We start from the raw sequence: 16,959 nt of genomic DNA, 5'->3' as shown, positions 1-16,959 counted from the left end.
TCGGGGCGTTTCAGTTAGGTAAAGCCGAGGCTTAGTGGCGGAAGTGGCGCATGCCGGTAAAGACCATGGCGACACCCGCCTCGTCTGCCGCGGCGATGACTTCCGCGTCGCGCATCGAGCCGCCCGGCTGGATGACGGCCGTCGCGCCGGCGGCGATCGCCGAGAGGAGGCCGTCCGCGAAGGGCAGGAAGGCTTCGGAGGCGACGGCGGAGCCGCGCGTCAGCGGTTCGGCAAGGCCCATGGCCCTTGCGGCTTCCTCGGCCTTCAGGCCGGCGATGCGGGCGGAATCGACGCGGCTCATCTGGCCGGCGCCGATACCCGCCGTCTGGCCGTCCTTGGCATAGACCACGGCATTCGACTTGACGTGCTTGGCCACCTTGAAGGCGAACTTCATGTCCACAAGCTCCTGCGCCGTCGGCGCGCGCTTGGTTACGACCTTCAGCTCCAGGTCCTCGACCATGCCGTTGTCGCGGCTCTGCACCAGCAGGCCGCCGGAAACGGTCTTGGCGGAAAGGCCGGGCACGCGCGGATCGGGCAGCGCGCCCGTCACCAGCAGGCGCAGGTTCGGCTTGGAAGCGATGATGGCGCGGGCCTTCTCGTCCGCGTCCGGCGCGATGATGACTTCGGTGAAGAGTTTTACGATTTCCTCCGCCGTCTCGCCGTCCAGCGTCGAGTTGAGCGCGATGATGCCGCCGAAGGCGGAGACCGGGTCGCAGGCGAGCGCCCGCGCATAGGCGTCCTTCAGCGTCTTGCCGGTGGCGACGCCGCAGGGATTGGCGTGCTTGATGATCGCGCAGGCCGGGCCGTTCTCCGGCAGGAACTCGGCGACCAGCTCGAAGGCGGCGTCCGTGTCGTTGATGTTGTTATAGGAGAGCTGCTTGCCCTGCAGCAGCGTCGCGGTGGCGACGCCGGGGCGGTTTTCGCCGGTGACGTAGAAGCCCGCCTTCTGGTGCGGGTTCTCGCCGTAGCGCATCTCTTCCTTCAGAACGCCGCCGAGAACGCGGTGGCGCGGCATCGCGATATCCAGCGCCTCGGCGAACCAGTTGGAGATCGCCGCGTCATAGGCCGCGGTGCGGGCATAGGCCTTGGCGGCCATGCGCTGGCGGAAGGCGTAGGAGGTCGAACCGTCGGCCAGTTCCTCCAGCAGGGCGGAATAGTCGGCTGGGTCGGTGACGATGGTCACATAGGCATGGTTCTTGGCCGAGGCGCGGATCATCGCCGGGCCGCCGATATCGATATTCTCGACGGTCGTCGGATAGTCGCCGCCCTTGGCGCGCACTTCCTCGAAGGGATAGAGGTTGATGACCGCAAGGTCGATCGCGCCGATGCCATGCGCCTTCATCGCCTCGACATGCTCGGCGTCGTCGCGGATCGCCAGCAGGCCGCCGTGAACGGAAGGGTGCAGCGTCTTGACGCGGCCGTCCATGATTTCCGGGAAGCCGGTTACTTCCGAAACGTCCGTCACCTCGAGGCCTGCATCGCGCAGCGCCTTGTGCGTGCCGCCGGTCGAAAGCAGGCGCACGCCCTTTTCGGCAAGCGCCCTGGCAAGCTCGACGACGCCGGCCTTGTCGGAGACCGACAGAAGCGCAGTGCGCACGGCGACGCGATCGGGGGCGGGAATTTTCTTGGAAATGACGGCCATGGGGACGCTCCGTTCTGGCAGGCCCGGGAGGAGGGCCGGATGGTCATGCGCCCCGTTATCACAGGCATGGCGCGGAGAAAACCGCGAAAGGGCGCAATGGCCACGGAAGGGAAGCGCTTGCGCCGGAAATGTTCTAGCGCCGCCGCACCAGCGACCACTGCACTTCCGGCGTCGTGCCGAGCGGCATTGTGAGGGTCAGTTGCCGGGAAGCGCGCACGCCGGAAGGGTCGGCGAAGAACACGTCGTCTTCCTCCTCCACCGGCACATCGAGGCAGGTCAGCGCCCAGGCCTCGCCGTCGGGCGCGACGAGCCGGGCCTCGTTCTCGGTCGCGGGGTAGATCTGGATGGCCGGATGGATATGGAACCGCACCACCGCCATGCCCTCGACCGGCGCATGCGGATTGCCGGGCTTGAGGAAGCGTTCGCGGCCGCGGATCTCGCTGCCGGAGGGTGCGACGAGAATATCGCGCTCGTAAAGGAGGCCGAAGCGTTTCAGGTAGCCGTCGTGGCTGGCCGTGATGCCATCGGCGCCGGAATCGCGTTCGGTGCGCGAGACGGTCACCTTGCCGACGCCGCCGATGACGATGGGGCCGAGGAAACGGGCGGTCGAGATGCGCGAGGACGAGGTGTCGTTCAGCGTCGCGACCGAATGGGCCGCCGTCATGCGCGACATCTGCCGCATGGCCTCGCCGGCAAAGCGCGGACGGCCGGAATTGACGATGAAGCGGTTCTTGCCGGAGGACATCTCGATGGAGAGCGTGCCGGCTGCCGCCGTCGAGGACAGGTCGACGGATTTCGGCACGCCCGTATCCATCAGCACGACCGTCTCCTTCACGGCGAGCCGGTCGTAGTTGATCGAGGGCAGCGCCTTGAAGGGCGCGCCGCCCGTCTCGTCGTAGCGCAGCACCGACATCAGCTCGTTGGCCAGCGTATAGGTCGCGCCGTTGAAGAGGGCGAGTTCCCCGCCCTGGTGGCGGAAGAAGCGCAGCGCCGGGAAGATGCGGTCGATGCAGGGAATGAGCTGCGAGGGCATGTCGTGGCCGAGATTGACATAGGTCTGGCGCAGCGGCAGCAGGTCGAGCAGCAGGTCCAGCGCCGCGCGGGGGTTGCGCGAGCAATGGCCGCCGTCGGGCAGGATCTGGCGGTCCAGCTCCTCGTCCAGATTGCGCGCGGCCTTGCGCATCTTGGAGGGCGAGGACGGAATGGCGATGGAGGCCATGGAAAGCGCGATGCGCACGCGCAGCCGCTGCTCGCCGTCGCGCGTCGTGTCCGCCACATGGCGCAGGTAACGCACCTGGAAGGCGAGGCTCTTCAGGAAGCGCCGGTAGAAGGGATAGTCGGCGTCCTTCAGCACGACCGGCGAATGGGAAAGCCATGCGATGATGCGCTTGGCCGTGATATCCGGCCGCCAGGCGAGGCCGCCGATGACGCGGCCATGGCTCTGCAGCCAGTCGTCGACGATGAAACGCGCCGTATGCGACGCCTTTTCGGGATCGACCAGCCGCATGTGGCGCAGCCAGCCGAAGGAATGCAGGCGAACGGCGAATTCCTCGGAAGGAAGCTCCAGCGCGAAGGGCGATTCGCCGTCGCATTCCAGCACACGGCCGGCAAGCGGAAAGCGCCCGGCGGCGATTTCTTCGCCGGCGAAGGGATCGGCGGGGTGCAGGTCCGTCGGGGCGACGACAAGGCGCTCCGGCGTGCCGCCGGAAAAGCGCATGGCGCTGATTCGGCCCAAGGCAAGCCTTCGCGAGAACCGGCGCCAACCCTCACGCAGATAGAGATAGGAAAGCCGCTGCCGGTCGGAAAGCTGCATGGTTAAAGAATGCCTCCAAGCCTATTGGTAGGCCGAGGAGGCAAGCGGCGTCAATTCATCGACGCTTATGGACTGTTGATGACGGTGGCGCGCCGTCTTTTCCTCATGCGCCATTGCGCAACCGCACCGCATAGAAACCGTCCACGCCGCCGGCATGCGTGGCGGTTGCGGGCAGCATGGCGGGTGTGGTGCGGAATTCGCCGCGGGGCGTGATCGCGGCCTCCAGCCCCGGCCAGTTGGCGGGATCGACAGGCTCGATCCGCCAGGAGGGATTGTCGGCGAGCACGCGGGACACCATCTCCTCGCCCTCACTCGGATCGAGCGAGCAGTTGGAAAAGACGAGTTCCCCACCCGGTTTGACCAGCGTCATCGCATGGCGCAGCAGCCGTTCCTGGAGGCGGGCGAGCTTTTCGATGTCTTCCGGGCCCTTGGTCCAGAGCACGTCCGGGTGCTTGCGGATCGTGCCGGTGGACGAGCATGGCGCATCGAGAAGGGCGGCGTCGAAGAGTTCGTCCGGCCTGTAATCCGCCATGTTGGCTTCGACGACCGCGACCGGAAGGTTGAGGCGGCCGAGATTGCCGACAAGCCGCTTCAGGCGGTTGGCGGACTGGTCGAGGGCGGTCACGTCGCCGCCGGCCAGCGCAAGCTGCGCCGTCTTGCCGCCGGGCGCGGCGCACAGATCGACGACCCGCTTGCCGGCAAGGTCGTCGAAGAGCTTCGCCGGCAGGCTCGCGGCGGCATCCTGCACCCACCATTCGCCGGCTTCGAACCCTTCGAGAGCCGGAATGGCGCCGGAGGCGGTGGGAAGGCGCACGGAGCCGGTCGGCAGGACGAGGCCGCCGAGCCGGGCGGCCCAGCCTTCCGCATCGGATTTGACGGTGAGGTCGATAGAGGAGGGTTCCAGCAGCGATGCGGCGATACGGGCCGCATGGTCCGTGCCGTAGACGGCGATGAGCCGCTCGTGGAACCACGGCGGAATGACGGAGACGGTGCGGGTCGCCGTCAGGTGCGAGGCCTTTTCGCGCGACAGGCGGCGCAGCACGGCATTGGTGAGGCTGGCGAAACGGCGGTTGCGGGGGTCGAGCTGGGCCTGTTCCACGGCAAGGTCGACGGCGGAGTGGTCCGGTACGTCGAGATAGAGGATCTGCGCGGCGGCGACCGTCAGCACATGATGCAGCGCCCGCGCGCCCTCCGGCAGCGGCGTGCCGACCAGCGTATCGAGGATCGCCTCGATGCGGGGCAGATGGCGCAGCGCCGTGTTGAGGATGGCGCGCACCAGCGCGCGGTCGGCGTCATTGAGCTGGCGATAGGCGGGGTTGCCGTTCTCAAGGTCCAGCATGCCGTCGAGCGGCGTGCGGCGGTCCACCACGGCCGCAAGGATTTTCGCGGCGGCTTGCCGGGCGCGAAGGCCGGGCTTTTCCGGCTGGTTCGCGGTATCGGCGGCTTCGGGTTTCGGGCCTTTGCCGCCGCGGTGCCGTTTGGGATGTGCTCTTCTTCTGTCGTCGTTCAAGACCAGGGACCTTTAGGTGGTTCGGAACCACCGCGTCCCCAGCCCGTCGTCGGTACGGAGCGCGATTTGCGCACCGGATTATCAGCCCGGACGGGTTCCGTCGAGCGCGCCTGCATGCCCTGCGCCATTTCCTGCAGCGCGGCGATGCGGTTTTCCGTGTTCGGATGGGTGGAGAACAGGTTGTCCATGCGCTCGCCCGAGAGCGGATTGATGATGAACATATGGGCCGTCGCCGGGTTGTGCTCGGCGGCGTCGTTGGGGATGCGGCCGGCGGCAATGGCGATCTTCTTCAGCGCCGAGGCGAGCCAGAGCGGGTTGCCGCAGATTTCCGCGCCGCGCCTGTCGGCGGAATATTCGCGCGTGCGGCTGATGGCCATCTGCACCAGCATGGCGGCGAAGGGTGCGACGATCATGGCGATCAGCACGCCGATGAAGCCGAGCGGGTTGTTGTTCTCGCGGTTGTGGCCGCCGCCGAAGAACATGGCGAAGTTGGCGAGCATGGAGATCGCGCCGGCAATCGTCGCCGTCAGCGTCATGGTCAGTGTGTCGCGGTTCTGGATATGGGCGAGTTCATGCGCCATCACGCCCGCCACTTCCTCGTAGCTCAGCGCCTGGAGAAGGCCGGTGGAGGCGGCGACGGCGGCGTTCTGCGGGTTGCGGCCGGTGGCAAAGGCATTCGGCTGGTCGCTGTTGATGACGAAGACGCGCGGCATGGGCAGGCCGGCGCGCGCCGCAAGGTCGCGCACGATGCCGTAATATTCCGGCGCCGAGCGCTCGTCGACCTCCTTGGCGCCGTACATGGACAGCACCATGCGGTCGGAGTTCCAGTAGGAGAAGAAGTTCATGGCGACCGCGACGAGCAGCGCGATCATCATGCCGCCCTTGCCGCCGATGAGCAGGCCCACCCCCATGAAAAGCGCCGTCATGACGGCGAGCAGCATGGCTGTGCGAACGATGTTCATGGGTCTTCGACTCCTGTCCGGCCTTCCCGCCGGCTTGCTCCGCCCTTGTTTTCAAGGGCGCGTTTCACGTGAATCAGCGCTTTCCAGGCTGCGCCGACGTCCCTATATGATGGTAAGCCGAGAGGAATTCTTCAATATCCGGGAAGGATGCCGAATTTCATGCAAAGCGACAACGACAATCATTCCGATGGCCGCAAGGTGCTTTCGCCGGCCGCCCAGCGCGCGCTGCAGGAGGCCGAGGAGCGGCGCAAGGCGGCGCAGCCCGTCGAGCGTGCGCCGGAGATCGGCGGACGCGGCGGCGAGGATCCGGCGCGCTTCGGCGACTGGGAGATCAAGGGCCGGGCGATCGACTTCTGAGACCACCCGGTTTCATGCAGCCTGAAATGAAAACGGCGGCCATTGGCCGCCGTTTCGCGTTTTCCGGAAGGGCCGGTCAGCCGGCGGCCTTGTTCTGGCGGTTGGCGATGAGATCGTCCACGACGCCCGGATCGGCCAGCGTCGAGGTGTCGCCGAGCGAGCCGAAATCGTCCTCGGCGATCTTGCGCAGGATGCGGCGCATGATCTTGCCCGAGCGGGTCTTCGGCAGGCCGGGTGCGAACTGGATCTTGTCCGGCGTCGCGATGGGGCCGATTTCCCGGCGCACATGCTTGACGAGATCCTGGCGCAGCGCCTCCGTGCCCTCTTCGCCGGCCATCAGCGAGACATAGCAGTAGATGCCCTGGCCCTTGAGGCTGTGCGGATAGCCGACGACGGCGGCTTCCGAGACGAGGTGGTGCGAGACGAGCGCCGATTCGATTTCCGCCGTGCCGAGGCGGTGGCCGGAAATGTTGAGCACGTCGTCGACGCGGCCGGTGATCCAGTAATAGCCGTCCTCGTCGCGGCGGCAGCCGTCGCCGGTGAAATACTTGCCCTTGTAGGTGGAGAAGTAGGTTTCGACGAAGCGCTTGTGGTCGCCATAGACCGTGCGCGCCTGGCCCGGCCAGCTATCGATGATGCAGAGATTGCCGTCGGCGACGCCCTCCAGCACCTTGCCCTCGTTGTCGACGAGCTGGGGCTGGACGCCGAAGAACGGCCGCGTGGCGGAGCCGGGCTTCAGGTCCGTCGCGCCCGGCAGCGGCGTGATGAGCGCCGCGCCGGTCTCCGTCTGCCACCAGGTATCGACGATCGGCGAGCGGCCTTCGCCGACCACGTTGTAATACCATTCCCAGGCCTCCGGGTTGATCGGTTCGCCGACCGAGCCGAGCAGGCGGACCGAGGAGCGGCTGGAGCGCTTCACGAACTCGTCGCCGGCGCCCATCAGCGCGCGGATCGCCGTCGGCGCGGTGTAGAAGATGTTGACCTTGTGCTTGTCGACCACTTCCCAGAAGCGGCCGGCATCGGGGAAGTTCGGAATGCCTTCGAACATCAGCGTGGTCGCGCGGTTCGCCAGCGGGCCGTAGACGATGTAGGAATGGCCGGTGACCCAGCCCACATCCGCCGTGCACCAGTAGACGTCGCCGTCCTGGTAGTCGAAGACGTATTTGTGCGTCATCGAGGCATAGACGAGATAGCCGCCCGTCGTGTGCAGCACGCCCTTCGGCTTGCCGGTCGAGCCGGAGGTGTAGAGGATGAAGAGCGGGTCTTCGGCCTTCATCTTCGCCGGCGGACAATCGCGCGGCACGGTCAGCACTTCCTGGTGGTGCCAGATGTCGCGGCCCGGCGCCCAGCCGATCTTGCCGCCGGTGCGGCGCACGACCAGCACCTTGTTGACGATGACGTGGTTCTTGGCGGCGATGTCGATGGCCGTGTCGGTGTTTTCCTTCAGCGGGATCGGCTTGCCGCCGCGCACGCCCTCGTCGCAGGTGATGACGAAGGTGGATTCGCAGTCGACGATGCGGCCGGCCAGCGCATCCGGCGAGAAGCCGCCGAAGACGACGGAATGCACGGCGCCGATGCGCGAGCAGGCGAGCATCGCATAGGCCGCTTCCGGGATCATCGGCATGTAGATGGTGACGCGGTCGCCCTTCTTCACGCCATGCTTCTTCATCACGTTCGCCATGCGGCAGACGTGTTCGTAAAGCTCGTTATAGGTGATCTTCTTGTCGATATAGGGGTTGTCGCCTTCCCAGATGATGGCGACATCGTCACCATGCGCCTTCAGGTGGCGGTCGATACAGTTGTAGGAGACGTTGGTGATGCCGTCCTCGTACCACTTGATCGGTACCTTGCCGGTGAACGAGGTGTTCTTCACCTTGGTATAGGGCTTGAACCAGTCGATCCGCATGCCGTGCTTGTCCCAGAAGCGCTCCGGGTTCTCGACGCTTTCGCGATACCATTTCTGATAGGTGTCGTTGTCCATCAGCGTGCGGTTCTTCGCGGACTTCAGGACCGGATAGGTCTTTGCGGACATGGATTCCTCCCTAAACTGCAATTCACGGCGGCCGAGCTCCTCCGGCCCCCGCGGCTCCTAGCCCATACATAACAGGTCAAGGCAGTCGGGCAATTAGACAAAAGGTCATTTGCTCTTGAAGAATTGCATTTCTGCGGCGGTGGCGTTATAGAGGGCGCAATTCCCGGAAAATAGTGGTTACACCCCACGGCCCGCGACACCGGCGCGGACGGACAGAAGGATTATATCCATGGCTCAGCAGCTCCTCATGCCCAAGGCGACCGCGGTCTGGCTGGTCGACAACACGGCGCTGTCGTTCGACCAGATCGCGACGTTCTGCAAACTGCACCCGCTCGAGGTAAAGGCCATCGCCGACGGCGAATCGGCGCAGGGCATCAAGGGCCTCGACCCGATCTCGACCGGCCAGCTTTCGCGCGAGGAAATCGCCCGCGCCGAATCCAACCCGGGCCACAAGCTGAAGCTTTCCGAGCCGAAGGTCCGCGTGCCGGAATCCAAGCGCAAGGGCCCGCGCTACACGCCGGTCTCCAAGCGCCAGGATCGCCCGAACGCCATCCTCTGGCTCGTGCGCAACCATCCCGAACTCAAGGATGCGCAGATCTCGCGTCTCGTCGGCACCACCAAGTCGACGATCGAGCAGATCCGCGAACGCACCCACTGGAACTCGGCCAACCTGACGCCGATGGATCCGGTGACGCTCGGCCTGTGCTCGCAGATCGATCTCGACCTCGAAGTCGAACGCGCCTCGAAGGGCCGCCCGCTGCCGACCGCCGCCGAACTCGGCGCGACGCTGGAATCGGCGCAGGAAACGGAAAAGCTGCCCTACAGCACCGACCGCGAGGAAGAGAAGGAAATCGACGCCGATGCCGTCTTCGCCAAGCTCAAGTCGCTGAAGTCGGCAACGCCGGACGAGGACGAAGACGACGGCTTCTGAGCCGTCGCTTCACCGCAGATCATCAAAACCCGGCTCATGCAGCCGGGTTTTTTGTTGCCGTCCATCATGCAAAACGCCCGGCGCAGGGCCGGGCGTCAGCAAGGTCGAATCCGCGGCGGCTGGATCAGCGGCCGTCGATTTCCGCGCCGATGATGGCGATGGCGCGCTGGTAGACGCTGGCGGCGTTCCAGCCCTGCAGCGCGCCGAAGTTCGGCTCGCCCGGCTGATAGCCAGCACCCGCGCTCCAGCCGTGGCCGCGCAGGAAGTTCGCCGTCGAGGCGAGCGCGTCGGCCTTCGAGCCGACGAGGTCGATGCGGCCGTTGCCGTCACCGTCGACGCCGTATTTCAGCACGTTGACCGGCAGGAACTGCGTCTGGCCGATCTCGCCATGCGCCGCGCCGCGCGCCGTGGTGCTGAGCGTGCCGTTCTGCACGAGCTGCAGGGCGGCATAGAGCTGGTTGGTGAAATAGTCCGAGCGGCGGCAGTCATAGGCGAGCGTTGCGACGGCCGAAAGCGTGTGCTCCTTGCCGAGGAAGCCGCCGAAGCCGGTCTCCATGCCCCAGATGGCGAGCAGCGGGCCGGCCGGCACGCCGTAACGGGCCTCGATGCGGTCGAAGAGGGCCGCGTTCTGCTTGCGCAGGCTCTTGCCGCGATTGATGATCGCCTGGCCGCCGCGCTTTTTCATGAACTGGTCGAGCGAGAGCTTGAAGCTCTTCTGGCCGCGGTCGGCGCGGATCGTGGCCTTGGCATAGCTGACATTGGCGAAAGCCTTGTCGAGCGTCGCGCGGCTGATGCCGCGGCCGGCCGCTTCTTCCTTGAATGCTTGCACCCAGGCCGGGAAACCGGCTCCGTCATTGCCGCACTTGGCGGCTTCTGCCGCCGCCGGCACCGCTGCCGTGGCGATCATTGCGGCCAGCACCTTGGCCACGCTCTTTGTCATGCCCATGAAAAACCCCGTGATCTCTCGTAAATTCCGCTGCGGGAGCATGGCATGCTCCCCTGTTCCTGTCACCGCGACAGCCGTGAGCCGTGCCGGCTCAAAGCGAAGTCCCGATTGTTCTTGAACGGAACAACCGGGACTTTTATTTAAAGTCGGTTAACGGACCGTTGCCACTTTTCACCGAAATGCGGCAAGGCCGTGATTTCCGCTCAGGCTGCCTGCTTCTTCGCCTTGATCAGGCCGCGGGCGACGAGCAGTTCCGCGATCTGGATGGCGTTGAGGGCCGCGCCCTTGCGGAGGTTGTCGGAAACGACCCACATGTTGAGGCCGTTCTCGACCGTTGCGTCCTCGCGGATGCGCGAGATGTAGGTGGCGTCCTCACCGGCCGATTCGTAGGGGGTGATGTAGCCGCCGTTCTCGTGCTTGTCGATGACCTGGCAACCCGGAGCCTCGCGCAGGATATCGCGCGCCTCGTCGGCGGTGATTTCCTTCTCGAACTCGATGTTGACCGATTCGGAATGGCCGATGAAGACCGGGACGCGCACGGCCGTGCAGGTCACCTTGATCTTCGGGTCGAGCATCTTCTTGGTCTCGGCGAGAACCTTCCACTCTTCCTTCGTGTAGCCGTCTTCCATGAAGCTGTCGATGTGCGGGATGACGTTGAAGGCGATGCGCTTGGTGAACTTTTTCGATTCGACCGGATCGGCGACGAAGACGGCGCGGGTCTGGTTGAAGAGTTCGTCCATGCCGTCCTTGCCGGCGCCGGAAACGGACTGGTAGGTCGACACGACCACGCGCTTGATGGTGGCGCGGTCATGCAGCGGCTTCAGCGCGACGACGAGCTGGGCGGTCGAGCAATTCGGGTTGGCGATGATGTTCTTGCGGGTGAACTGGGCAATAGCATCCGGGTTCACTTCCGGAACGATCAGCGGAACGTCGGCGTCGTAGCGCCAGGCCGAGGAATTGTCGATGACGACGCAGCCCTGCGCGCCGATCTTCGGCGAATACTTCTGCGAGACGGTGCCGCCGGCCGACATCAGGCAGATGTCCGTGTCGGAGAAATCGTAGTTCTCGAGGTTCTGCACCTTCAGCGTCCGGTCGCCGAAGGAGACTTCGACGCCCTGCGACCGGCTGGATGCCAGCGCGACGACTTCGTCGGCCGGGAAGCCGCGTTCAACGAGGATGTTCAGCATTTCGCGGCCGACATTGCCGGTCGCGCCGGCGACTGCGATCTTGAAACCCATGACTAAAGCTCTCTTTCTCTGTCTCTCCGCGGGTCAGGAGGGGAAACCCGCCGGCCATGACGCGGGTTTCGGTCCCCGGCCATACCGGGGAGAGAGCGGTGGGCCAGAGACGTCAGACGGTTTTCGTCGTCGTTTTGGCCGTTGTTTTGGAAATCGATACGCAATAGCGGACCCGTCCGGCGTTGAAGGCCGGAGCGATCATGCGGGCGATGGACTGTCCAAAGCGGTACATGGCGGTTCCTTTGCGTGCGACGTGAATACGCTCATCTGCCGAAGAGTCAAGCCTTGCGTGACGGATCGGCCGTCTGGGGCCGCCCGCGACTTAAGTCGTACATCCAAAGTCATAAGCCCAAAGCAGCGCTGATGCGGCCCGGCGTTTTCTGCCATCCTTCCATCAAGGCGCACCCTGCTCGGCGTTTTTGGGAGAAACACCGGGCCGCATACGGGTTGCCCCCCTGACGCCGTTTTCGTGGAGGACAATGGAATGGCAAATGTTTCGACCGTGGGCAAAGCCAAGTCGGCGCCCATGACGGGCGAGCAGAAGAAGGTGATTTTCGCCTCATCGCTCGGCACCGTCTTCGAGTGGTACGATTTCTATCTTTACGGTTCGCTGGCGATCTATATCGGCGCCACCTTCTTCAGCCAGTATCCGGAAACGACGCGCAATATCTTCGCGCTGCTCGCGTTTGCCGCCGGCTTCCTGGTGCGCCCGTTCGGTGCGCTGGTCTTCGGCCGCCTCGGCGACCTCGTCGGCCGCAAATACACCTTCCTCGTCACCATCCTGATCATGGGCTTCTCGACCTTCGTCGTCGGCCTGCTGCCGGGTGCGGCCACCATCGGTATCGCAGCTCCCATCATCCTGATCGCGCTGCGCATGCTGCAGGGCCTTGCGCTGGGCGGTGAATATGGCGGTGCGGCAACCTATGTCGCCGAGCACGCGCCGGATGGAAAGCGCGGCTACTTCACCTCCTGGATCCAGACGACGGCGACGCTTGGCCTGTTCCTGTCGCTCGTGGTCATTCTCGTGGTGCAGTTCATCGTCGGCAAGGAAGCTTTCGCGGAATGGGGCTGGCGCATTCCCTTCCTCGTCTCGGTCGTGCTTCTCGGCGTCTCCGTCTGGATCCGCATGAAGATGCATGAATCCCCCGCCTTCGCGAAAATGAAGGAAGAGGGCAAGGGTTCCAAGGCCCCGCTGACGGAAGCCTTCGGCCAGTGGCGCAACGCCAAGATCGCGCTGCTCGCGCTGTTCGGCGCCGTCGTCGGCCAGGCCGTCGTCTGGTATTCCGGCCAGTTCTACGCGCTGTTCTTCCTGACGGGCGTGCTGAAGGTCGACAGCCAGTCTGCGAACCTGATGGTCGCCGCCTCGCTGATCCTGGGCACCGGCTTCTTCGTCTTCTTCGGCTGGCTGTCGGACAAGATCGGCCGCAAGCCGATCATCATGGCCGGCCTGCTGCTCGCCATACTCACCTACTTCCCGCTGTTCAAGGCGCTGACCTGGGCCGGCAATCCGGCGCTGGCACTGGCACAGCAGACATCCCGCGCGACCGTGACGGTCGCTCCGGGCGACTGCAAGTTCCAGTTCAATCCGACGGGCACGGCGAAGTTCACCACCTCGTGCGATATCGCGACCGACTTCCTGACCCGCAGCTCCGTGCCCTACGATGTCGTCACCACGGCGGCTCCCGGCACGGCGGCGACGGTCAAGATCGGCGACGAGACCATTACGAGCTACGACGCCATTGCCTCGGCGGATCAGGCGAAGGCACTCGATGCGGCTTTGAAGAAGGGCATCAACATTGCGCTTCACGACAGCGGCTATCCGCTGGTCCGCGGTGCCGCCAAGGTTCCGGACAGCAAGCTCGACGCCTTCGTTGCCGCCAACCCGGAACTGAAGCTCGATGCCGCCGCCATCCGCGCCGGCGAGAAAACGACCGTGACGGCAGCCGACCTCGTCTCCGGCAAGCTGCTGACGGCCGAGGAAGTCGGCAGCGCCGCCGACATGGCCGTCTACACGATCCCGGCCGCCGGTGCCTTCACCATGGTCGCCGACCCCGCCAACGTGAACTGGGTCAAGATCATCGCCGTCCTGACCGTACTCGTGATCTATGTCACGATGGTCTACGGCCCGATCGCCGCCCTTCTGGTGGAGCTGTTCCCGACCCGCATCCGCTACACCGGCATGTCGCTGCCCTACCATATCGGCAACGGCTGGTTCGGCGGCCTGCTGCCGGCAGCGGCTCTCGCGATGAACACGGCCTGGGGCGATATCTACTTCGGCCTCTGGTATCCGATCGCCTTCGCGGGCCTCACCCTCGTCATCGGCATTCTCTTCCTGCCGGAAACGAAGGACCGCGACATCCACACCATGGATTGATCACCCCCCTTCCGATCTTTCATGGCGAGCCGGCCCGTGGCGACACGGGCCGGCTTTTCATTGGGGTTTTGCCAGAAGCGATTTCGGCAGCGGCCAGCCACGTTCGTCGAGACGGAAAAGCCAGTCCTTGCGCGCGAAGGCGTAGGCGACGGCGATGGCCGTCCACAGGCCGAGCAGCAGCCCGGCGGCGACATCGCTCGGATAATGCGCGCCAAGAATGACGCGCGAGACGCCGATGGTCAGCGCGCCCAGCAGGAAGAGAGGTCGCAGGCGCGGCACGAGCATGGCAAACGCGCCGAAGAACGCACCGACCGCCGCCGAATGGCCCGAGGGAAAGCTGGAATAGAGATCGTCATAGGCGAACGGCGTCAGGCTGTAGGCGCCGAGTTCGGCAAACAGCTCCGGGCGGGCGCGGCCGACGAGCAGCTTGAGGACATGGACGAGGACGCTCGTCGTACCGATGGTCAGGAAGAAATAGAGCATCAGCCGTCCGCTGGCTCCCGCCTTTCCCGCCACCGTCTCGCGGCGGCTCACCCGGGCGATCCCATAGGCGAGGATGGCGGCAAGACCGGAGCCGTAGAGCATCCAGCGAAACGTGCCGAAATCGGTAATGCGCCCGCTGAACGCCACGACGGCACCGGGAAGGCCCTGGGCGCGCTCGGAGAGCATGGGATCGAAAGGGATGAGGGCCGCGACGAGCACGGCGGTGGCGACGAGGATCCAGAGCGAGGAGGTCGCGAGCGATCGGTTCATGGTCTTCCCTTGACGGCGGCGTTGCCTCCATGTGCTGGCGGCGGGCGGCTTTTCAAGGGCGGGAAACGAAAAAGGCTCCCGGAGCGGTCGCGCCGGGAGCCTTTCGAGGGTGGGATCGGCTCAGGCCGAGAGCGTCTTGAAGGCGGCGAGGATGGCGTCGCCCATTTCCGTGGTGCCGACCTTGCGGCTGCCTTCCGACATGATGTCGCCGGTGCGGATGCCGCTGTCGAGCACGTCGGCGATCGCCTTTTCCAGGTTGTCGGCTTCCTTGACCATGTTGAACGAGTAGCGCAGGCACATGGCGAAGGAGGCGATCATGGCGATCGGGTTGGCGATGCCCTTGCCGGCAATGTCCGGTGCCGAGCCGTGGACCGGCTCGTAGAGCGCCTTGCGCTGGCCCTTGGCATCCGGCGCGCCGAGCGAGGCGGACGGCAGCATGCCGAGCGAGCCGGTCAGCATGGCGGCGACGTCGGAGAGCATGTCGCCGAAGAGGTTGTCCGTCACGATGACGTCGAACTGCTTGGGGGCGCGCACGAGCTGCATGCCGCCGGCATCGGCCAGCATGTGTTCAAGCTGGACGTCGGAATAGCTGCGCTTGTGGGTTTCCGTCACGACCTGGTTCCACAGGACGCCGGACTTCATGACGTTGCGCTTCTCCATGGAGCAGACGCGGTTACCGCGCGTGCGGGCCAGCTCGAAGGCGACGCCGGCGATGCGCTCGATCTCGTAGGTATCGTAGACCTGCGTGTCGATGCCGCGCTTCTGGCCGTTGCCAAGGTCGATGATTTCCTTCGGCTCGCCGAAATAGACGCCGCCCGTCAGCTCGCGCACGATGAGGATGTCGAGGCCCTCGACCAGCTCGGGCTTCAGCGAGGAGGCATTGGCGAGCGCGGGGTAGCAGATGGCCGGACGCAGGTTGGCGAAGAGCTTCAAGTCCTTGCGCAGGCGCAGCAGGCCGGCTTCCGGGCGTACTTCGTAGGGAACGGCATCCCACTTCGGGCCGCCGACGGCGCCGAAGAGCACGGCGTCGGCCGCCAGCGCCTTCTCCATGTCGCCTTCCGAGATCGCCACGCCATGGGCGTCATAGGCCGAGCCGCCGACGAGGCCTTCGTCGGTCGTGAAGCCCGCGCCGAGTTCGGCGTTCATGTAGGCGATGATCTTGCGGACTTCCGCCATGGCTTCCGGGCCGATGCCGTCGCCGGGCAGGAGGAGGAGGTTACGCGCTGTCATGGGATTTTCCTTGATGTCACGGAATGGTCGCGCGCTTCTTAGCGCAACTTCCGTTCAAGGAAAATCGCCGAAAGGAAAGAATTTTGCGCGCGGGATTCAGTTTCGGCGCAAGGCCGTGACTTCGATCTCGATCAGCATTTCCGGCCGGATCAGATCGCAGACCACCATGGTGGCGGCGGGGCGGATCGCGCCGAAGGTCTCGCCGAGGATCGGGAAGACACGGTCGGCGAAGGCGGCTTCGGTCACATAATAGTGGCAGCGCACCACGTCGGCGAAGGAGAAGCCGGCGTCCTCGAGCGCCTTGCCGATGGTGGCAAGGCAGTTGCGCGTCTGCGCCTCGACGCCTTCGGGCATGGTCATGGTGGCGTAGTCGTAGCCGGTCGTGCCGGAAACGAAGCACCAGTCGCCCTGCACGACGGCGCGCGAATAGCCCGCCGTCGCTTCGAATGGGGAGCCGGATGAAATCAGCCGGCGCATGGCCTTACGCCCAGGGACGCGAGGACGCGGCCTGCTTCTCGAACGTGTCGATGGAGGTCGCCTTTTCCAGCGTCAGGCCGATATCGTCGAGACCGTTCAGCAGGCAGTGGCGGCGGAAGGCGTCGATCTCGAAGCCGATGCGGCCGCCATCGGGGCCGGTGATTTCCTGGGCTTCCAGGTCCACTGTCAGGATCGCGTTGGAACCGCGGCTGGCGTCGTCCATCAGCTTGTCCAGGTCTTCCTGGCTGACGACGATCGGCAGGATGCCGTTCTTGAAACAGTTGTTGTAGAAGATGTCGGCGAAGCTGGTGGAGATGACGCAGCGGATGCCGAAGTCGAGCAGCGCCCACGGGGCATGCTCGCGGGAGGAGCCGCAGCCGAAATTGTCGCCGGCGACGAGGATCGTGGCGTTCTGGTAGGCCGGCTTGTTCAGCACGAAGCTCTCGTTGACGCTGCCGTCCTCGTTGTAGCGCGCTTCGGCGAAGAGGCCCTTGCCGAGGCCGGTGCGCTTGATCGTCTTGAGGTAATCCTTCGGAATGATCATGTCCGTGTCGATATTGACGACGGGAAGCGGCGCGGCGACGCCGGTCAGCTTGACGAACTTGTCCATGCGAAAACCCTCGAATGCGGTGATGTCGGTTAAGGCAAGCGTTTAGAGCAGTTTTCCCGGGATTTGAAGGAGAATCTTCTTAAA

14 protein-coding genes are annotated in these 16,959 nt (G+C 65.1%); 3 read left to right on the top strand and 11 right to left on the bottom strand.

Going from position 1 to position 16,959, the window contains the following annotated elements:
• Positions 1 to 31: 31 nt before the first annotated feature.
• The 4 genes from purH to htpX all read right to left on the bottom strand — a co-directional run bounded on the left by purH (position 32) and on the right by htpX (position 5,927).
• Positions 32 to 1,642: a bifunctional phosphoribosylaminoimidazolecarboxamide formyltransferase/IMP cyclohydrolase gene (gene purH / locus K8M09_RS17220; RefSeq protein WP_160786184.1), complete on the bottom strand. Its 1,611-nt coding sequence runs from the start codon at positions 1,640 to 1,642 to the stop codon at positions 32 to 34.
• A gap of 133 nt (positions 1,643 to 1,775) precedes the next feature.
• Positions 1,776 to 3,455, bottom strand: coding sequence for a heparinase II/III family protein (locus K8M09_RS17215; protein ID WP_160786185.1), 1,680 nt, complete (start codon positions 3,453 to 3,455; stop codon positions 1,776 to 1,778).
• A gap of 103 nt (positions 3,456 to 3,558) precedes the next feature.
• On the bottom strand, positions 3,559 to 4,971 hold the full coding sequence (locus tag K8M09_RS17210; RefSeq protein ID WP_160786282.1) for an RsmB/NOP family class I SAM-dependent RNA methyltransferase: 1,413 nt from the start codon (positions 4,969 to 4,971) through the stop codon (positions 3,559 to 3,561).
• Positions 4,962 to 5,927, bottom strand: coding sequence for a zinc metalloprotease HtpX (gene htpX, locus K8M09_RS17205; protein WP_160786186.1), 966 nt, complete (start codon positions 5,925 to 5,927; stop codon positions 4,962 to 4,964). Before htpX ends, K8M09_RS17210 begins: the two co-directional genes overlap by 10 nt.
• 159 nt (positions 5,928 to 6,086) lie before the next feature.
• Here htpX and K8M09_RS17200 point away from each other — a divergent pair, with 159 nt between their 5' ends.
• Positions 6,087 to 6,284, top strand: coding sequence for a DUF1674 domain-containing protein (locus K8M09_RS17200; RefSeq protein ID WP_160786187.1), 198 nt, complete (start codon positions 6,087 to 6,089; stop codon positions 6,282 to 6,284).
• A 76-nt stretch (positions 6,285 to 6,360) separates the two neighbouring features.
• Here the strand turns inward: K8M09_RS17200 and acs are convergent, their stop codons facing one another.
• Positions 6,361 to 8,316 carry an acetate--CoA ligase gene (gene acs, locus K8M09_RS17195; protein ID WP_160786188.1) on the bottom strand — a complete coding sequence of 652 codons (1,956 nt, stop codon included), beginning with the start codon at positions 8,314 to 8,316 and terminating at the stop codon, positions 6,361 to 6,363.
• Positions 8,317 to 8,545: 229 nt separating this feature from the next.
• On the opposite strand from acs, the gene K8M09_RS17190 reads away from it, so the two are divergent.
• Positions 8,546 to 9,247: a DUF1013 domain-containing protein gene (locus tag K8M09_RS17190; RefSeq protein ID WP_160786189.1), complete on the top strand. Its 702-nt coding sequence runs from the start codon at positions 8,546 to 8,548 to the stop codon at positions 9,245 to 9,247.
• Positions 9,248 to 9,371: 124 nt separating this feature from the next.
• Here the strand turns inward: K8M09_RS17190 and K8M09_RS17185 are convergent, their stop codons facing one another.
• Positions 9,372 to 10,193: a lytic murein transglycosylase gene (locus K8M09_RS17185; protein WP_160786190.1), complete on the bottom strand. Its 822-nt coding sequence runs from the start codon at positions 10,191 to 10,193 to the stop codon at positions 9,372 to 9,374.
• 203 nt (positions 10,194 to 10,396) lie between these two features.
• Positions 10,397 to 11,431 carry an aspartate-semialdehyde dehydrogenase gene (locus tag K8M09_RS17180; protein ID WP_160786191.1) on the bottom strand — a complete coding sequence of 345 codons (1,035 nt, stop codon included), beginning with the start codon at positions 11,429 to 11,431 and terminating at the stop codon, positions 10,397 to 10,399.
• Between the two features lie 484 nt (positions 11,432 to 11,915).
• On the opposite strand from K8M09_RS17180, the gene K8M09_RS17175 reads away from it, so the two are divergent.
• On the top strand, positions 11,916 to 13,805 hold the full coding sequence (locus tag K8M09_RS17175; RefSeq protein ID WP_160786192.1) for an MFS transporter: 1,890 nt from the start codon (positions 11,916 to 11,918) through the stop codon (positions 13,803 to 13,805).
• Positions 13,806 to 13,862: 57 nt separating this feature from the next.
• Here K8M09_RS17175 and K8M09_RS17170 read toward each other — a convergent pair whose 3' ends face one another.
• The 4 genes from K8M09_RS17170 to leuD form a co-directional block, all read right to left on the bottom strand.
• Entirely contained in the window at positions 13,863 to 14,558 is a 696-nt protein-coding gene (locus tag K8M09_RS17170) for a phosphatase PAP2 family protein (protein ID WP_160786193.1), read from the bottom strand.
• A gap of 120 nt (positions 14,559 to 14,678) precedes the next feature.
• Positions 14,679 to 15,788, bottom strand: coding sequence for a 3-isopropylmalate dehydrogenase (gene leuB / locus K8M09_RS17165; RefSeq protein ID WP_160786194.1), 1,110 nt, complete (start codon positions 15,786 to 15,788; stop codon positions 14,679 to 14,681).
• A gap of 96 nt (positions 15,789 to 15,884) precedes the next feature.
• Positions 15,885 to 16,265 carry a RidA family protein gene (locus K8M09_RS17160; protein ID WP_160786195.1) on the bottom strand — a complete coding sequence of 127 codons (381 nt, stop codon included), beginning with the start codon at positions 16,263 to 16,265 and terminating at the stop codon, positions 15,885 to 15,887.
• Positions 16,266 to 16,269: 4 nt separating this feature from the next.
• Positions 16,270 to 16,875, bottom strand: coding sequence for a 3-isopropylmalate dehydratase small subunit (gene leuD, locus K8M09_RS17155; protein ID WP_160786196.1), 606 nt, complete (start codon positions 16,873 to 16,875; stop codon positions 16,270 to 16,272).
• Between the last annotated feature and the right edge of the window lie 84 nt (positions 16,876 to 16,959).

The organism is Shinella zoogloeoides, from assembly GCF_020883495.1.
In the GTDB taxonomy this organism is placed as follows: Bacteria; Pseudomonadota; Alphaproteobacteria; order Rhizobiales; family Rhizobiaceae; genus Shinella; species Shinella zoogloeoides.
This window is presented reverse-complemented; position numbering and strand designations above follow the sequence as displayed.